The sequence below is a fragment of the Lentzea sp. NPDC036949 genome (assembly GCF_055608075.1).
The window spans coordinates 380346-396151 of sequence record NZ_JBVJRA010000003.1 but is presented as its reverse complement, the minus strand read 5'-3'; the positions used below and the strand labels follow the sequence as shown (position 1 = coordinate 396151).

At 71.7% G+C, this 15806-nt stretch carries 14 protein-coding genes; all 14 read right to left on the bottom strand.

Translation table 11 applies throughout. The features are described from left to right. Positions 1-15: 15 nt before the first annotated feature. On the bottom strand, positions 16-834 hold the full coding sequence (gene wag31, locus ACZ7CD_RS11345; protein ID WP_470378836.1) for a DivIVA-like cell division protein Wag31: 819 nt from the start codon (positions 832-834) through the stop codon (positions 16-18). Between the two features lie 48 nt (positions 835-882). Further along, positions 883-1158 (bottom strand): YggT family protein, encoded by a 276-nt coding sequence (locus ACZ7CD_RS11340; RefSeq protein ID WP_458434334.1) that lies wholly within the window; start codon positions 1156-1158, stop codon positions 883-885. A gap of 19 nt (positions 1159-1177) precedes the next feature. Beyond that, positions 1178-1834 (bottom strand): cell division protein SepF, encoded by a 657-nt coding sequence (locus ACZ7CD_RS11335; RefSeq protein WP_470370696.1) that lies wholly within the window; start codon positions 1832-1834, stop codon positions 1178-1180. 66 nt (positions 1835-1900) lie between these two features. Next, the gene (locus ACZ7CD_RS11330; RefSeq protein ID WP_360390507.1) at positions 1901-2599 is read right to left on the bottom strand and encodes a YggS family pyridoxal phosphate-dependent enzyme; all 699 of its coding nucleotides are present in this window, start codon (positions 2597-2599) and stop codon (positions 1901-1903) included. Then, positions 2596-3300, bottom strand: a complete 705-nt coding sequence (pgeF, locus tag ACZ7CD_RS11325) for a peptidoglycan editing factor PgeF (protein WP_458430731.1) — start codon at positions 3298-3300, stop codon at positions 2596-2598. Before pgeF ends, ACZ7CD_RS11330 begins: the two co-directional genes overlap by 4 nt. Before the next feature lie 77 nt (positions 3301-3377). After that, complete coding sequence (gene ftsZ, locus ACZ7CD_RS11320; protein WP_360390512.1) at positions 3378-4697, bottom strand: cell division protein FtsZ; 1320 nt, start codon at positions 4695-4697, stop codon at positions 3378-3380. Positions 4698-5478: 781 nt separating this feature from the next. Next, positions 5479-6228: a cell division protein FtsQ/DivIB gene (locus ACZ7CD_RS11315; RefSeq protein ID WP_458430730.1), complete on the bottom strand. Its 750-nt coding sequence runs from the start codon at positions 6226-6228 to the stop codon at positions 5479-5481. Further along, a complete protein-coding gene (murC, locus tag ACZ7CD_RS11310; RefSeq protein ID WP_458430729.1) occupies positions 6225-7592 on the bottom strand; it encodes a UDP-N-acetylmuramate--L-alanine ligase in 1368 nt (455 codons plus the stop codon). Before murC ends, ACZ7CD_RS11315 begins: the two co-directional genes overlap by 4 nt. Continuing rightward, positions 7589-8692, bottom strand: coding sequence for an undecaprenyldiphospho-muramoylpentapeptide beta-N-acetylglucosaminyltransferase (murG, locus tag ACZ7CD_RS11305; RefSeq protein WP_360390519.1), 1104 nt, complete (start codon positions 8690-8692; stop codon positions 7589-7591). Before murG ends, murC begins: the two co-directional genes overlap by 4 nt. 31 nt (positions 8693-8723) lie before the next feature. Further along, positions 8724-10193 carry a putative lipid II flippase FtsW gene (ftsW, locus tag ACZ7CD_RS11300; RefSeq protein WP_360390522.1) on the bottom strand — a complete coding sequence of 490 codons (1470 nt, stop codon included), beginning with the start codon at positions 10191-10193 and terminating at the stop codon, positions 8724-8726. Beyond that, entirely contained in the window at positions 10190-11554 is a 1365-nt protein-coding gene (gene murD, locus ACZ7CD_RS11295) for a UDP-N-acetylmuramoyl-L-alanine--D-glutamate ligase (RefSeq protein ID WP_470375494.1), read from the bottom strand. The genes ftsW and murD overlap by 4 nt, the downstream gene beginning before the upstream one ends. Further along, positions 11554-12639, bottom strand: coding sequence for a phospho-N-acetylmuramoyl-pentapeptide-transferase (mraY, locus tag ACZ7CD_RS11290; RefSeq protein WP_065916843.1), 1086 nt, complete (start codon positions 12637-12639; stop codon positions 11554-11556). Before mraY ends, murD begins: the two co-directional genes overlap by 1 nt. Further along, positions 12636-14096 (bottom strand): UDP-N-acetylmuramoyl-tripeptide--D-alanyl-D-alanine ligase, encoded by a 1461-nt coding sequence (locus ACZ7CD_RS11285; RefSeq protein ID WP_360390528.1) that lies wholly within the window; start codon positions 14094-14096, stop codon positions 12636-12638. Before ACZ7CD_RS11285 ends, mraY begins: the two co-directional genes overlap by 4 nt. Next, positions 14093-15619 (bottom strand): UDP-N-acetylmuramoyl-L-alanyl-D-glutamate--2,6-diaminopimelate ligase, encoded by a 1527-nt coding sequence (locus ACZ7CD_RS11280; RefSeq protein WP_360390531.1) that lies wholly within the window; start codon positions 15617-15619, stop codon positions 14093-14095. Before ACZ7CD_RS11280 ends, ACZ7CD_RS11285 begins: the two co-directional genes overlap by 4 nt. Between the last annotated feature and the right edge of the window lie 187 nt (positions 15620-15806).

Here is a 15806-nt window from a genome sequence, read left to right as displayed (position 1 = left end):
CTAGCGAACAGTAGTTCAGCCCGCTTCGGCGCGTGCGCCGAAGGAGTAGCCCTGGGAGCGCCCCTCGGACGGAGCGGCGGGGCCGCGGTCCTGGAGGTCGCGCAAGGACGACTCGAGCATCGTCTTCAGCCGCGTGCGGTACTCGCGCTCGAACGTCTGCAGCTTGTCGATCTGCTTCTCGAGCGTGTTCTTCTCCTGGGTGATGTTGCCCATCACCTCTGCGTGCTTGCGCTGCGCGTCGCGGTCGAGCGCGGTGGCCTTCTCACGGGCCTGCCGCTCGAGCGTCTCGCTGCGCGTGCGCGCGTCGTTCAGCATGGTCTCGGCACGCGTGCGCGCCTCGTTGACCATCGTGTCGGCCTTCACGCGGGCGTCGGACAGCAACTGCTCCGACTTCGTGCGCGCCTCGGACAGCATGCCGTCCGCCTCGGCCTTGGCCTCGCCGGTCAGCCGGTCCGCCATCTCCTGGGCGAGACCCAGGACCTTCACGGCCTGCACGTGGTGGTCTCCGCCACCACCGGGCGACGTCTGCTCCATCACCGAGGGCGGCGGGACCGGCGCCAAGCGGCGCGGCGGCTCCTCGACCGGCATACGGCTCGTCACGGGGCCGGCAGAAGCCTTCGCACGCGCGTCGTCGAGGTCGGCACGCGCGGTCTCGAGCTGCTGGTCGAGCTGCTCCACCTGCTGACGGAGGTCGTTGTTCTCCTCGATCAAGCGGGCCAGCTCGCCCTCAACCAGGTCGAGGAACGCGTCCACCTCGTCCTCGTTGTAGCCCCGCTTGCCAATCGGCGGCTTGCTGAATGCAACGTTGTGCACATCAGCGGGGGTCAACGGCATCGGATCACCTCTCGCACTCCTGGGCTGCGGTCATCCCACGGTTCCCCGTCACCTGGGATCTGCAACTTGCATCAAAATGATAACGAGCAGCCACAGCACAATAATCGATAGGTCCAGTCCGACGCCTCCGATCCGCACTGTCGGGATCACCCGACGCAGCGTTCGGACCGGAGGATCGGTCACGGTGTAAACGGTCTCCAGCGTCACGGCGACGCCGCCCGCAGGACGCCACTCCCTCGCGAACGTCCGCACCAGCTCGACCACGACGCGCGCGGTCAGGAACAGGGAGAACGCGAAGAGGAGGTAGTAGATGACGAGACGGATCGGGTCCACGGGGTCAACTCTAACCGCGGTTCCCGAACCCGCCCTCCGCCAGCTTCCTCCGGTCCTCCGCCGTCACGTCGACGTTGGGCGGTGAGAGAAGGAACACCCTGCTGGTGATCTTGTCCATGGACCCGCGCAGAGCGAACGCGAGCCCGGCCGAGAAGTCGACGAGGCGCTTGGCGTCCGCGTCGTCCATGTCGGTCAGGTTCAGGATCACCGGCGTGCCGTCGCGGTAGTGCTCCCCGATCGTGCGCGCCTCGCTGTAGCTGCGCGGGTGCAGCGTCGTGATGCGCGCCAGCGGGTTGCCCGCGGCCGGCTCGGCGACCGGGCGCAGCCTGCTCACGGGCTCGCGCTGCGGGTCGACCGCCAGCGCACCGTGCACCGGTGCGTCAGCGCTCCAGCGCCGCGTGCCCGGGGGGCTGCTCACCCCGCGCCGCGACTCCGGCTCGTAGTCGTCCGACTCGTCGAGGTCGGCCCGGTACCCGGAGCCCTGGAGCTCCGACCGGCCCGCCGTGAACGCGCGGCCGCGCCGCGGGTAGTCGTAGTCGTCGGCCTCGGCCGCGTACTCGGACCGGTAGTCGCCGTAGCGACCGCGGTCGTCCTCGTAGCCGGGGTCGTCTGCGTACTCGGCGGGGACCATCCCGAAGTAGGCCTTCAGCTTGTGCAAAGCGCTCATTCCAGCCCCTCCTCGGCGGTGCCCCACTTTAGGGACGGCGCGGACGGTCCCGAGGTTCCCGACACCCTAGGGCGAGGTTAGTCGCCGGCTGCCGAGCAACGCCGTTCCGACACGCACACAGGTAGATCCGTGCGAGATGGCATCTTCCAGGTCGCCGCTCATCCCCGCTGACAGCACGACAGCACTGGGATGATCATCACGTAGGCCTGATACCACCGAAGCCAACGCTTCAAACGCCTGCGCCGGCCTCATCGTCAGAGGGGCGACGGTCATCGCCCCTCGAAGAATAAGATCACCCGAACGAGTGATCACGTTAGCCACTTCCGCAACATCGGCCACGGCCACCCCACCGCGTGACGTGTCACCGTCCAGGCTGACCTGCAGCAACACGTCCAGCGTGCGGCCCGCCGCGTGCGCCGCCTTCGCCAGCGCCTCGGCCAGCCGGACCGAGTCGACCGAGTCGACCTGGTGGGCCCACCCGACGACGGACCGCGCCTTGTTCCGCTGCAACCGCCCGACCATGTGCCACCGGGCGTCGGTGAGGTGTGCCAGCTGACCGGCCTTCGCGGCGGCCTCCTGGTCGCGGTTCTCGGCGAAGTGGCGCAGACCGAGCTCGTAGAGGTGCTCCACGTCGCTCGCGGGCCAGGTTTTCGTCACCGCGAGCAACATCACCTCGCTCGGGTCGCGCCTGGCCGCCGCGCACGCCTTCCCGATGCGGTCGCGCACGTCCGCGAGGTTCGCCGCCAGCTCGTCGCGCCGGTTCACGGTTCGATCCAGACGACGGAGGCGAGCCGGCCGGTCGGGTTCTCCCTGCGGTGGCTGAACAGGTCCTTCTCCTCGAAGGTGCAGCGCGGGTCGACCCCGATCCGCGCCACCCCCGCGCTCGCGAGCTGGTTCCACAGCCCGGCCCTCAGGTCCAGGGCCGGCGTGCCCTTGCGCGACTTCGACGCGCTGCCGGGGAGGTGCTTCTCGACGTCCCGCTGCATCTCCGCGGGCACCTCGTAGCACTCGCCGCACACGCTCGGCCCGAGCAGCACCTCGATCCGGTCGAGCTCGGCACCCTGCGCCATCATCGCCTTGAGCGCCTCGACCACGACACCGACCCGCGCGCCGACCCGCCCGGCGTGCACGGCGCCGACGACACCGGCCTCCTGGTCGCCGAGCAGTACCGGCACGCAGTCCGCCGTCAGCACGGCGAGCCCGAGACCGGGCTCTTTCGTCACGACCGCGTCGGTGGCCTCCAGCGGTTCGGCCCGCGGCCCGTCGACCACCGCGACGGTGCGGCCGTGCACCTGTTCCATCCAGACCAGGCGGTCCGGGGTGAGCCCGACGCCCTCGGCGAGCCGGGCCCGGTTCGCCTCGACCGCACCGGCGTCGTCCCCGACGTGGTCACCGAGGTTGAACGAGTCGTACGGGGCTTTGGACACACCACCGGCACGTGTGGTGACAACACGACGAATACGCACGCCCACAGCCTAGTTCTCGAACGACGGAGGACCCCCGAGCACGGGTGCTCGGGGGTCCTCCGGGGTCTGCGCCCTGGTCAGCGCCGCATGAACGGCGGCACGTCCACCTCGTCGTCCGGGTCGTCGGTGACCGGGACCGGCCGCGAGGGCAGCGAGCCGTTCTGCGTCAGCGGCCGCGGCACGGACGGCGCGTAGCCGTTGCCCTGCACGTGCGAGGGCTGCGGCGGCACGGCCGTGGGCGGCTGCTGCACCGGCGGAGCGGGACGCACCTCCGGCTGCGGCTGCGGGACCGGCGGCGGGGCCTGCACCACGGGCGGCGGTGCCTGCACGACCGGCTGCGGAGCGGGGGTCGGTGCCGGTGTCGGCGCTGCCGTGGCGGCGGCGATCGGACCGGTGGCGGTGCGCTGCGGCGAGGACAACGCCGTCGGCTCCAGCTTCTTGTGCGTGGGACCGCCGCTGTCGAACCCGGCCGCGATCACCGTGACCCTGACCTCGTCGCCGAGGGAGTCGTCGATGACCGTACCGAAGATGATGTTCGCGTCCGGGTGCGCGGCCTCCTGGACCAGCGACGCGGACTCGTTGATCTCGAACAGGCCCAGGTCGGAGCCACCCGCGATGGACAGCAGCACGCCGTGCGCGCCCTCCATCGAGGCCTCCAGCAGCGGCGAGTTGATCGCCTTCTGCGCGGCCTGGACCGCTCTGCCCTCACCGCGCGCCGAGCCGATGCCCATCAACGCCGAGCCGGCGCCGGACATGACGGACTTGACGTCCGCGAAGTCCAGGTTGATCAGACCGGGGGTGGTGATCAGGTCGGTGATGCCCTGGACACCGGAGAGGAGCACCTCGTCGGCCGAGCGGAACGCGTCCATCAGGCTGACGCCGATGTCACCCAGCTGGAGCAACCGGTCGTTCGGGATGACGATGAGCGTGTCGCACTCGTTGCGCAGCGCCTGGATGCCGTCCTCGGCCTGCTTGGCGCGCCGCTTGCCCTCGAACGAGAACGGGCGCGTCACGACACCGATGGTCAGCGCGCCGAGCTTGCGGGCGATCGAGGCGACCACGGGAGCGCCACCGGTACCGGTGCCACCGCCCTCACCTGCGGTGACGAAGACCATGTCGGCCCCCTTGAGGACCTCCTCGATCTCCTCGCGGTGGTCTTCCGCTGCCTTGTGGCCGACCTCGGGGTTGGCCCCGGCGCCGAGGCCGCGGGTCAACTCGCGGCCGATGTCGAGCTTGACGTCGGCATCGGACATCAGCAAGGCCTGCGCGTCGGTGTTCACCGCGATGAACTCGACGCCCTTGAGCCCGACCTCGATCATGCGGTTGACGGCGTTGACACCGCCACCACCGATGCCGACGACCTTGATCACCGCGAGGTAGTTGTGCGGGGGCGTCATCGGATCCGCCTTCCTGATCGTGGTCCGTGCTGTGGTGCTGGGTGGTGATGCACCCGGATTGGAACTCTCAACCTCTCGGCGAGACTCAGAGTTATGTCAACCCCATATGTTCCTGCTGGACGGTAAGCACCGGCGGTGCGTCGGTCCAGCAGCCACGCCGCAGATTCCCAACACTGTGCGCTACTACTCCCCGGTCGTGCCGTCAAGCAGTCCGCACGATGCTGAGCACTGCGCACCACAAGCGTAGTCGTGCCCCGGATCTGGAGATCGTCTCCCCCACCTTCTCGCGGTTCCGGCCTTCCCGCGGGACGACCCCCCGCTGCCGCCGGTAGGCGGTGACGGTCCCGCCGACGCCGCCGGTGGGGCGACCGCGCCGGGACCGCTGTTGATCGTCCTGTGTGGACTTCGTCGCGGTGGCGGGCGACCTTGAGTACTTCCTTCGGGTGACAACGACCAGGACGGCTAATGCCACACCGGCCACGCCGATGAGCACGGTAGTCGTCCACGTCCCAGGAGGTCCGTCTTGGCACCCGCACCCGCGTCCGTGCGTTCGCTCGTCGTCGAGGCGATCGTGCTGGAGCTCGTCACGAGCAGGCTCGGCAGCCTGGTCGTGCGGTTGCTGAAGCCGGCCGGCTGACCCGGACCCCAGGAGAGATCCCCGTGTGCTCCCGGCCGAACCCGCGCACCCAGCGCCGCCCGCGCCGCGTCCCGACGCCGTCCCGCCCGCGCAACCCGCGGCCCTGACCCCGCCGGACCACCGCGGTTCGAGCAGTGGTCGCGACTAGGAGATGGTGGCCAGGTCCGGTGAGGTCACGTCGAACGCCGTCCCCTCGCGGGTCAGCAGCACCAGCAGCACGGCCGCCTTCCGCGGCGTGTCCTCGGACCCGCCCCACTTCACGACGCGGTCGCCGGACAGCACCAGCTTCACGTCGGCGCCGGTCGTGGCCGACACCTGCAGCACCTCGGCGCGCAGCGCCGCCGGCAGCTCGTTGACGACGCCGACCGCGGCGCGCGTGGCCGGGTCGACCGCCGACGGGGTGGCGAGGACCAGGTCGGGCACGCCCGGCGCGGGGGCCGGCATGGTCGCGTAGTCCTTGCCGGTCGAGTCGACCAGGTGGTAGCCGTCCGACAGCTTCACGGACCCGACCGGGACGCGTTCGGTGACGAGCAACCGGACCGTGCCGGGCAGCTGCCGTTCGACCTCGATGGCGGCGATGCGCGGGACTGCGGCGACTCTCTCGCGGATGGCTTGCAGGTCCAAGCGCACCAACGGGGCGCCGGACTCAATGGCGGCCGCGGCGCGCACCTCGTCGTCGGTGAGCACCACGGCGCCGTGCACGTCCACGTTGCGGACGCCCAGCAACGGCGTGAAGAACACCCCGTAGGTCAGGCCGATGAGGCCCAGCACCGTTGCCAGAGCGACCAGGCGGCGGCGCAGGATGATCCTGCGCCGCGCCCGGTGCTCGGAACTCCTCGCGCGCCGGTTCGCGGGGCGAGCGCGCTGGGACCTGCCGCGAACCGGGGCGCTCATGACAGCGCGCTGACGATCTCGGGACCGAGCATCGTGACGTCGCCCGCCCCCATCGTGACGACGAGGTCGCCGTCGCGGACCAGCGACGCCACCAGTGCCGGCACGCGGTCGAACGACGGCTCGTAGTGCACGGAGGCGGTGACCTGGTCCGCGATCAACGCGCCGGTGACACCGGGTTCCGGTTCCTCGCGCGCGCCGTACACGTCCAGCACGACGACCTCGTCGGCCAACGACAGCGCTGCGGCGAACTCGGTGGCGAACGTGCGCGTGCGCGAGTACAGGTGCGGTTGGAACACCACGACGACACGGCCCGCTCCCGCGACCGGGCGTGCCGCACGCAGCTGTGCGTCGACCTCGGTCGGGTGGTGCGCGTAGTCGTCGTAGACCGACACGCCACCGGCACGGCCCTTGAACTCGAACCGCCGCCTAACGCCGCCGAACGCCGCCAGGCCTTCGAGCAGACCGGCCTGGTCCGCACCCAGCTCCAGCCCGGCCAGCAGTGCGGCGACCGCGTTCAGCGCCATGTGCTCGCCCGGCACGGCGACCCGCACCTCGACCGCGACGCCGCCGATCTCGACCGACGCCAGGCCACCGCTCTCCGCGGGCTTGTAGTCGACGATCCGCGCGTCGGTGGCCGTGCGGCCGTACTCGCGCACCCGGATGCCGCGCGCGCGGGCCTCGGTGATCAGCCGCGCGGCGCCGGGGTCGTCCGCGCAGGACACCAGCACGCCGCCGGGCGTGATGCGGTCCAGGAACGAGTCGAACACGGCGGTGTACGCCTCGACCGTGCCGTGGTGGTCCAGGTGGTCGGCCTCGACGTTCGTCACGACCGCGACGGACGGCGAGAAGAACAGGAACGAGCCGTCGGACTCGTCGGCCTCGGCGACGAACACCCCGCCCGTGCCGTGGTGCGCGTTCGCACCGGACTCGTTCAGGTCGCCGCCGATGGCGAACGACGGGTCGACGCGGCAGTGCTGCAGCGCGACGGTCAGCATCGACGTGGTCGACGTCTTGCCGTGCGTGCCGGCCACGCACACGACCCGCTGGTCCTCCATGAGCGCGGCCAGCGCCTCGGCGCGGCGCAGCACCGTGATGCCGCGCTCGCGGGCCGCCGCGTACTCCGGGTTCGTCTCCCTGATCGCGGTCGACACCACGACCTCGGTCGGGCCGCCGACCAGCTGGTCCAGGTTCGCCGCGTCGTGCCCGACGGCGATCCGCGCACCCTGGGCGCGCAGGGCGAGCACGGTCCGCGAGTCCTTGGCGTCCGAACCGGACACCTGCACGCCGCGGGCCAGCAGGATGCGGGCGATGCCGCTCATGCCGGCACCACCGATGCCGACGAGGTGAACGCGTCCGAGACTCACTTCTTGATCACCTCCAGCACCCGGCGGGCCAGGACCTCGTCGGCCTCGCGCCGGCCGGTGCCCAGCGTCGCCGCGGACATCGCCGCCAGCCGCTGCCGGTCCGCCACCAGCGGCACGACCAGGGAGGCGACCTTCTGCGGGGTCAGCTCCTCGTCCGGCACCAGCAGGCCGCCACCGGCCGACACGACCGGTCCGGCGTTGAGCGCCTGCTCGCCGTTGCCGTGCGGCAGCGGCACGAACACCGCGGGCAGGCCCACGGCGGACACCTCGGCGACCGTCATCGCACCGGACCGGCACAGCACGGCGTCCGCGGCCGCGTAGGCCAGGTCCATGCGCTCCAGGTACGGCACCGGCACGTAGGCGGGCCGGCCGGGGACCTGTTGCACCGCAACGGTGTTCTTCGGCCCGTAGGCGTGCAGCACGCCGACGCCCGCGCGGGCGAACTCGGCGGCCACGGGTGCCACGGCCTCGTTGATCGACCGCGCGCCCTGCGAACCGCCGAAGACCAGCAGCGTCGGCGCGTCCGGGTCCAGGCCGAAGAACCGGCGGGCCTCGGCGCGCAGCGCGGCGCGGTTCAGCGTCGTGATCGAGTGGCGCAGCGGGATGCCGATGACCTCCGCGTCCGCGAGGCCGGAGTCCGGCACCGCCGCCGCCACGTGCTCGGCGAACTTCGCGCCGACCTTGTTCGCGAGACCGGCCTTCGCGTTCGCCTCGTGCACCACGATCGGCACCCGGCCGCGCGCGGCGAGGTAGGCGGGCAGCGCCACGTAGCCGCCGAAGCCGACGACGACGTCCGCGCCCACCCGCTCCAGCACCTCGCGGGTCTGCTTCACGGCGCCGCGCACGTTCAGCGGCAGCTTCAGCAGGTCCAGCGTGGGCTTGCGCGGCATCGGCACCGGCGGGATCAGCTCCAGCGGGTAGCCGCGGGCCGGCACGATCTTGCTTTCCAGGCCGCGCTCGGTGCCGAGCGCGACGACGCGCGCGTCGGGTCGCAGCCGCATGACCGCGTCGGCCAGCGCCAGTGCCGGCTCGATGTGTCCCGCGGTGCCACCGCCCGCGACCACGACGCACGGACCACTGGGGGCAGGGTGCCCGGTCAAGACGTTCCTCCGGTGTTGGTGTGCTGCGAAATCAGTTGTACCGCCCGCGTCCGCGGGTCGATCGGCCTTGCTCTGAACGGCTCTGGTTCACCCGCCGCGTTTCGCGGCGACGGTACTCCGAGGGCGGAGCGGAGCGTCCAGCCACACGACGTTCGTCCACCACCGGGAGTTGCGCGGTGCGGTTGCGGCCGGGTGCGCGCGGGGGCGTCGACGGGCGGACCGGCTTGCGCTTGGGCGGCGGCTTGTAGGCCTCGGGTGCGGGCAGCTTCAGCAGGCCACCGACCCGGCCGGGGCCGAGCGAGCGCAGCGCAGACACCGCTTCCGGCTCGTGCCGGGCGCAGTTCGCGAGGATGCCGAACACCACCATGGTCGTGACGATCGACGTGCCGCCGGCGGAGATCATCGGCAGCGTCAGACCGGTGACGGGCAGCAGCTTCACGACGTAGCCGATGTTGATCGCGGCCTGCGCGACCAGCCACACCGTCAGCGTCGCCGCCACGATCCGGATCCACGGGTCGGTGTTGCGCGCGGCGACCCGCAGGCCGATCCACGCGAGCGTGCCGAACAGCGCCAGCACCAGCGCGCACCCGACGAACCCGAGCTCCTCGCCGATGACCGCGAAGATGAAGTCCGACTCGACGTTGGGCAGGTACCGCCACTGCGAGCTGCCCCGGGCGAGGCCCTTGCCGAACAGGCCGCCCTCGGCCAGCGCGAACATCGCCTGCCGGGCCTGCAGACCGGCGCCCTGCGGGTCCGCGTTCGGGTCGAGGAACGACGTGACGCGCGAGAGCCGGTAGGTCGCCCCGATCGCGAGCACGACGGCACCGGCCACCGCGCCGCCGAGGATCACGCCGAACAACCGCATCGGCGCGCCCACGAACCACAGCAGGCTGACCAGCACCACGCCGAGCGTGATCGTGCCGCCGAGGTCGGGCTGCAACATGACCAGCGCGAACACCAGCATCGCCACGGGCACGACGGGCACCAGCAGGTGCCGGTACTGCGAGAGCAGCGCCCGCTTGGTCACGAGCACGTGCGCGCCCCACAGCGCGAGCGCGAGCTTCACCGCCTCGATCGGCTGGAACGACACCGGCCCGAGGGTGAACCACGACCGGGCGCCACCGCGCACGTCACCGAGCGGCGTCAGCACCAGCGCCAGCAGCAGCACGCCGATGCCCATCGCGGCCGTCGACAGGTGCCGCAGCTTCCGCAGGGGGAACCGCAGCACCACCCAGAACAGCACCGCGCCGACGCACACGTAGATCAGCTGCTTCTGGAACACGCTGTAGGCGGAGACACCCGAGGCGACCTGCCCCGGCGCGGACGCCGACAGCACCATCACCAGGCCGAGCACGGTCAGCATGCCGAAGACCGCGAGCAGCAGGTGGAAGTCCGCCAGCGGACGGCTCAGCCACGCGGTCAGACCGCCGCGCACCGACGCGACGCGCCTGGCGGGACGCGCCTTGCGCTTGGTCCCCGTCTTCTCCGCGACGACGCTCATCGGCCGATGAGCTCCCGCACCGCGGCGGTGAACGCCTGCCCGCGATGGGCGTAGTCGGTGAACATGTCCATGGAGGCCGCTGCGGGGGCGAGCAGCACGGTGTCACCCGGCCCCGCCAGTTCCCGGGCAGCACGTACCGCGACGGTCATGGCCCCATCGTCCCCCGCGTCAAGGACCCGAACGGGGACATCGGGCGCGTGTCGCGCCAGTGCGTCCGCGAGGACCTGCCGGTCCTGCCCGATCAGCACCACGCCGTGCAGCCGGTGGGCCTCGGTGCGGACCACGTCCTCGACCGACGCGCCCTTGAGCAGGCCGCCCGCGATCCACACGACGCTGTCGAACGCGCGCAGCGACGCCACCGCCGCGTGCGGGTTCGTCGCCTTCGAGTCGTTGACGTAGCGGATGCCGTCGGCCTCGCCGACCAGCACGGCGCGGTGGGCGGCCGGTTCGAACGACTCCAGGCCCTCGCGCACGGCTTCGGACGGCACGCCGTACGCGCGCGCCAGCGCCGTCGCCGCCAGGGCGTCCGCGATGCCGGGCGGGCCGGCCGGGCGGATCTTGGCCACTTCGACCAGCGGCTCGTCGTCGGCGAACGCGCGGTCCACCAGCCAGCCGCCGCGCACGCCGAGCTGGCCCTCCGCGGGCTCCTCCAGGGTGAACCCGACCTTGTCGCGCGCCGGGGCGTCCTCCAGCAGGTCGACGACGAGCTCGTCGTCGAGCCAGCCGATCGCGACGTCCCCGGTCAGCACCCCGGCCTTGGCCCGCGCGTAGGCCTCCATGCCGCCGTGCCAGTCCAGGTGGTCCTCGGCGAGGTTGAGCAGCGCACCGGCCTGCGGGCGCACCGACGGCGCCCAGTGCAGCTGGAAGCTCGACAGCTCCACGGCGAGCACCCGGCGCCCGGCCAGCAGCGCGTCCACGACCGGCAGTCCGACGTTGCCGCAGGCCACGGCGTCCGCGCCGGCCGCGCGCAGGATCGACTCCAGCATGCCGACGGTCGTGGTCTTGCCGTTCGTGCCGGTCACCGCGAGCCACACCGGCGGGTCGGCGAGCTCGGCGGCCATCCGCCAGGCCAGCTCGACCTCGCCGATCACCTCGACGCCCGCCGCCGCCGACGCCGCGAGCAACGGGCTCGACGGCTGCCAGCCGGGGCTCGTGACCACCAGCGACGTGCCCGCGGGGGGTTCGGTCAGGCCGGGCACCAGCTCGACGCCCTCCAGCAGCGACTCCAGCGCCGCCAGCCGGTCGGGGGACGAGTCCGTCACCACGACCTCGGCGCCCGCCGCGAGCAACGCCTCCGCCGCGGACCGGCCGGTCACCCCGGCACCGGCGACCAGCACCCGCGACCCGGCCAGCTTCGTCATCAGAACCCGCCCGTCAGCCACTCGCTGTAGAAGACGCCCAGACCGAACATGCAGCAGATGCCGGCCATCAACCAGAACCGGATGATGACCGTGGTCTCCGCCCAGCCCGCCAGCTCGAAGTGGTGGTGGAACGGTGCCATGCGGAACAGCCGCCGTCGTGACGTGCGGAAGACGGCGACCTGCATCGCCACCGACAGCGCCTCGACCACGAACAGACCACCGATGACGATCATCAGCAGCTCGGTGCGGGTCGCGATCGCGAGACCGGCGACCAGGCCGCCGAGCGCGAGCGAGCCGGTGTCACCCATGAAGATCTTGGCTGGGGCGGCGTTCCACCACAGGAAGCCGATGCAGCCGGCCATCGCGGCCGCGGCGATCACCGCGAGGTCCAGCGGGTCGCGCACGTCGTAGCAGCCGACCACCGCGTAGCTGGTGCAGTTGTAGCGGAACTGCCAGAACGAGATCACGACGTACGTGCCGAACACCATCGCCGACGAGCCGCCGGCGAGGCCGTCGAGGCCGTCGGTCAGGTTCACGGCGTTCGACCAAGCGGCGACCATGCCGTAGCAGAAGACGATGAACCCGATCGTGCCGAACGAGACGACGGTGATGTCGCGGACGAACGACAGGTTGACCGACGCGGGGGTCAGGCCCTCCTTGTTCGGGAACTGCAGCACGAGGATCGCGAACGTGATCGTCGCGATGAACTGGCCGACCAGCTTCGCCGTCTTGTTCAGGCCCAGGTTGCGGGCCTTGCGGATCTTGATGAAGTCGTCGAGGAAGCCGACGAGCCCCAGCGACGTGGTCAGCATCAGCACGAGCAGGCCGGACGCCGTCGGGGTCTGCCCGGACGCCGAGGCCGACATCGAGTTCACCAGGTGCGTGCCGAGGTACCCGGCCCACATCGCGACCAGGATGGCGAGACCACCCATGGTCGGCGTGCCGCGCTTGGTCTTGTGGTGCTGCGGGCCGTCCTCGCGGATCTCCTGGCCGAAGCCCTGGCGCGAGAAGATCTTGATCAGGTACGGCGTCAGCAGGATCGACACCGCGAGTGCGATCGCAGCCGCGATCAGGATGCTCTTCACTTGGTTCCTGCCTCCAGCAGGGCCTCGGCGATGCGCCACAGGCGGTAGGCGTTGGATGCCTTGACCAGCACGACGTCACCGGGCCGGAGTTCCGCGCGCAGCAACTCGATCGCCGCGTCCGCGTCCGGCACCAGGACGGATTCCTCTCCCCAAGATCCTTCCAGGTGCGCGCCCTGGTGCATCGCGCGGGCCGCGTCGCCGATCACGACGAGCTTGCTGATGTCCAGGCGCACCACGAGCCGGCCGATCTCGTCGTGCTCGCGCACGGCGTCGTCGCCCAGCTCGGCCATCGGGCCGAGCACGGCCCAGCTGCGGCGGGCGGGCGTGGCGGACCGGGCGATCGTCGCGAGCGCCTTCAACGCCGCCCGCACCGAGTCCGGGTTCGCGTTGTAGGCGTCGTCGACCACGGTCACGCCGTCGGCCCGTTCGGTGATCACCATGCGGTGCGCGGACACCCGTTCCGCGGCACCGAGTCGTTCGGCCACCTCGGCGGGCGTGGCGCCCAGCTCCAGCGCGATGGCGGCGGCGACCAGCGCGTTGCCGACCTGGTGCGCGCCGCTGACGCCGAGCTTGACGTGCGCCTCGCCCCGCGCGGTCCGCAGCGTGAAGCTCGCACGGGCCTGCTCGTCGAGCTCGATGCCCACCGCGCGCACGTCCGCGTTGGGGCTCTCACCGACGAGGACGACCTTGGCCCTGGTGCGGCTCGCCATGCCCGCGACCAGCGGGTCGTCGGCGTTGAGGATGGCGACGCCGTCCTCCGGCAGCGCCTCGACCAGCTCGCCCTTGCCCTGCGCGATGCCCTCGCGGGAACCGAACTCGGACAGGTGCGCGGTGCCGACGTTGAGCACGGCACCGAACTTCGGCGGCGCGACCCCGCAGAGGTTCGCGATGTGCCCGACCCCGCGCGCGGACAGCTCCAGCACCAGGAACTTCGTGTCCTCGCCCGCCCGCAGCGCGGTCCACGGGTGGCCGAGCTCGTTGTTGAACGACTCCGGCGGCGCGATGACCTCACCGGTGGGGCGCAGCACCTGGGCGATGAGGTCCTTCGTGGACGTCTTGCCCGCCGACCCGGTGATGCCGATGATCGTGAGGTCCGCCAGCCGGTCGGTGACGTGGCGCGCGAGCTTCGCGAGCGCCTCCAGCACCGCGGCGCCCTCGCCGTTCTGGTCGCCGGCGAGCACGTAGGCGTTGGCGTGCCTGGTCGGCACCGGCGGCGCGATGACCGCGGGGGCGTCGACCTCGCGACCGGCCAGCACACCGGCCGCGCCCGCCGCGACGGCCTGCGCCGCGAAGTCGTGGCCGTCCACGCGTTCTCCCGGCAGGGCCAGGAACAGACCGCCGTCGGTGACCTTGCGGGTGTCGAACTCGATGGTGCCGGTGACGACCGGGCTGCCATCGGTTGCGTGCAACCGTCCACCGACGACCTCTGCGATCTCGGCGAGCGTGAGTGCGATCAACGGTGCGCCTTCCTGATCGCGGCGGTCAGGGTCTCCACGTCCGAGAACGGGTGGATCACGCCGGCGATCTCTTGTCCCGTCTCATGTCCTTTGCCCGCCACGACGACGACATCGCCGGGAAGTGCCAGCTCGACGGCCTTCCCGATCGCGAGCCCCCGGTCGCCGATCTCCAGCACCTCGCCCCGGTTCGCGGTGGCGAGGGCGCCTTCGAGCACGGCGGCCCGAATGGAGGACGCGTCTTCGCTCCTGGGGTTGTCATCGGTGATGATCACCACGTCGGCGCGTTCCGCCGCGGCCTCCCCCATGAGGGGCCGCTTGGCCCGGTCGCGGTCACCGCCGCAGCCGAGCACGACGATCACCCGGCCGTCGGTCTTGGCCCTCACCGCGTCCAGCGCGAGCGCGACGGCGGCGGGCTTGTGCGAGTAGTCGACGACGGCGGTGAAGTCCTGGCCCTCGTCCACCCGCTGCATGCGGCCGGGCACCTGCACGGCCGCGAGACCGGCACGGATCGCCTCGGCCGGGACGCCCTCCGCGTGCAGGCAGGCGATGGCCAGCAGGGCGTTCGCGACGTTGAAGCTGCCCGCGAGCGGGAGGTGGACCTCGACGTCGCCGTCCGGGCCGTGCGCGGTGAAGGTCTGCTCGCCGGTGGCGCTCACCTCGACACCGCTCGCGGTCCAGTCGGCGGGCTTCGTCGTCGCGACGGTGACGGTGCCCGGCTTGACCAGCCTGGGGCCCCAGTCGCCGTCGACGCAGACGACCTCGCGGCGCGCGCGACCGTCGAACAGCTGCGCCTTGACCTGGAAGTACTCCTCCATGTCGGCGTGGTAGTCGAGGTGGTCCTGGCTGAGGTTCGTGAACGCGCCGACCTCGAACTCGGTGGCGGCGACGCGGCCCATGTGCAGCGCGTGGCTGGAGACCTCCATCGCCACGTCGGTGACACCGCGCTCGGCCATCACCGCGAACAGCGCCTGCAGGTCCGGCGCCTCCGGCGTGGTGTGCGAGCTGCCGAGCTGCTCGTCGCCGATGCGGGTGCCGACCGTGCCGATCAGCCCGGTGGTGCGGCCCGCGGCCTTGAGCACCGACTCGATCATGTACGTGGTGGTGGTCTTGCCGGACGTGCCGGTGACCCCCCAGAGCCGCACCTTCGCCGACGGCCGCCCGTAGACGTGGGCGGCGAGCAGCCCGACCACCTCGCGCGGGCGCGGGTGGATGAGCACGGGCACGTCCTTGAGGGACTCGCGAGCGGCACCGGCCTCGTCCGTGAGCACCGCGACCGCACCGTTCGCGAGAGCGGTCTCCGCGAAGTCGGCACCGTGCGCGTGGGCGCCGGGCAGCGCGGCGTAGAGGTCGCCGGGGACCACGTGCTGTGCACGCAGAGTCACCCCGGTGATCTGGACGTCGGCGTGCGCGGGACGCGTCAGGTGCACGTCGGCGACCGCGGCCAGGGCAGCCGCGGACGCAGGTCGGATGTGGTTCGGGCGGGGCGGGGCGGTCGCGACCTTGCCCTCGAGCTTGGCAGGCACGCGCAAGAGGCTACCGGCGTGCGGAGAGTGGCCGGTCGGCGCGTTGGCAATCGGCTGACGTCGCCGTTCCACCGCGCTCGGGACCACGGGTTTCCCTTCCGCGCACACCTCTGTCCAGTGTGGACCGTCCCGTGTGGTTTGACCCCGAACCCCACCTGGACGGGACCGCCGGTCCGTTCGGCGATCG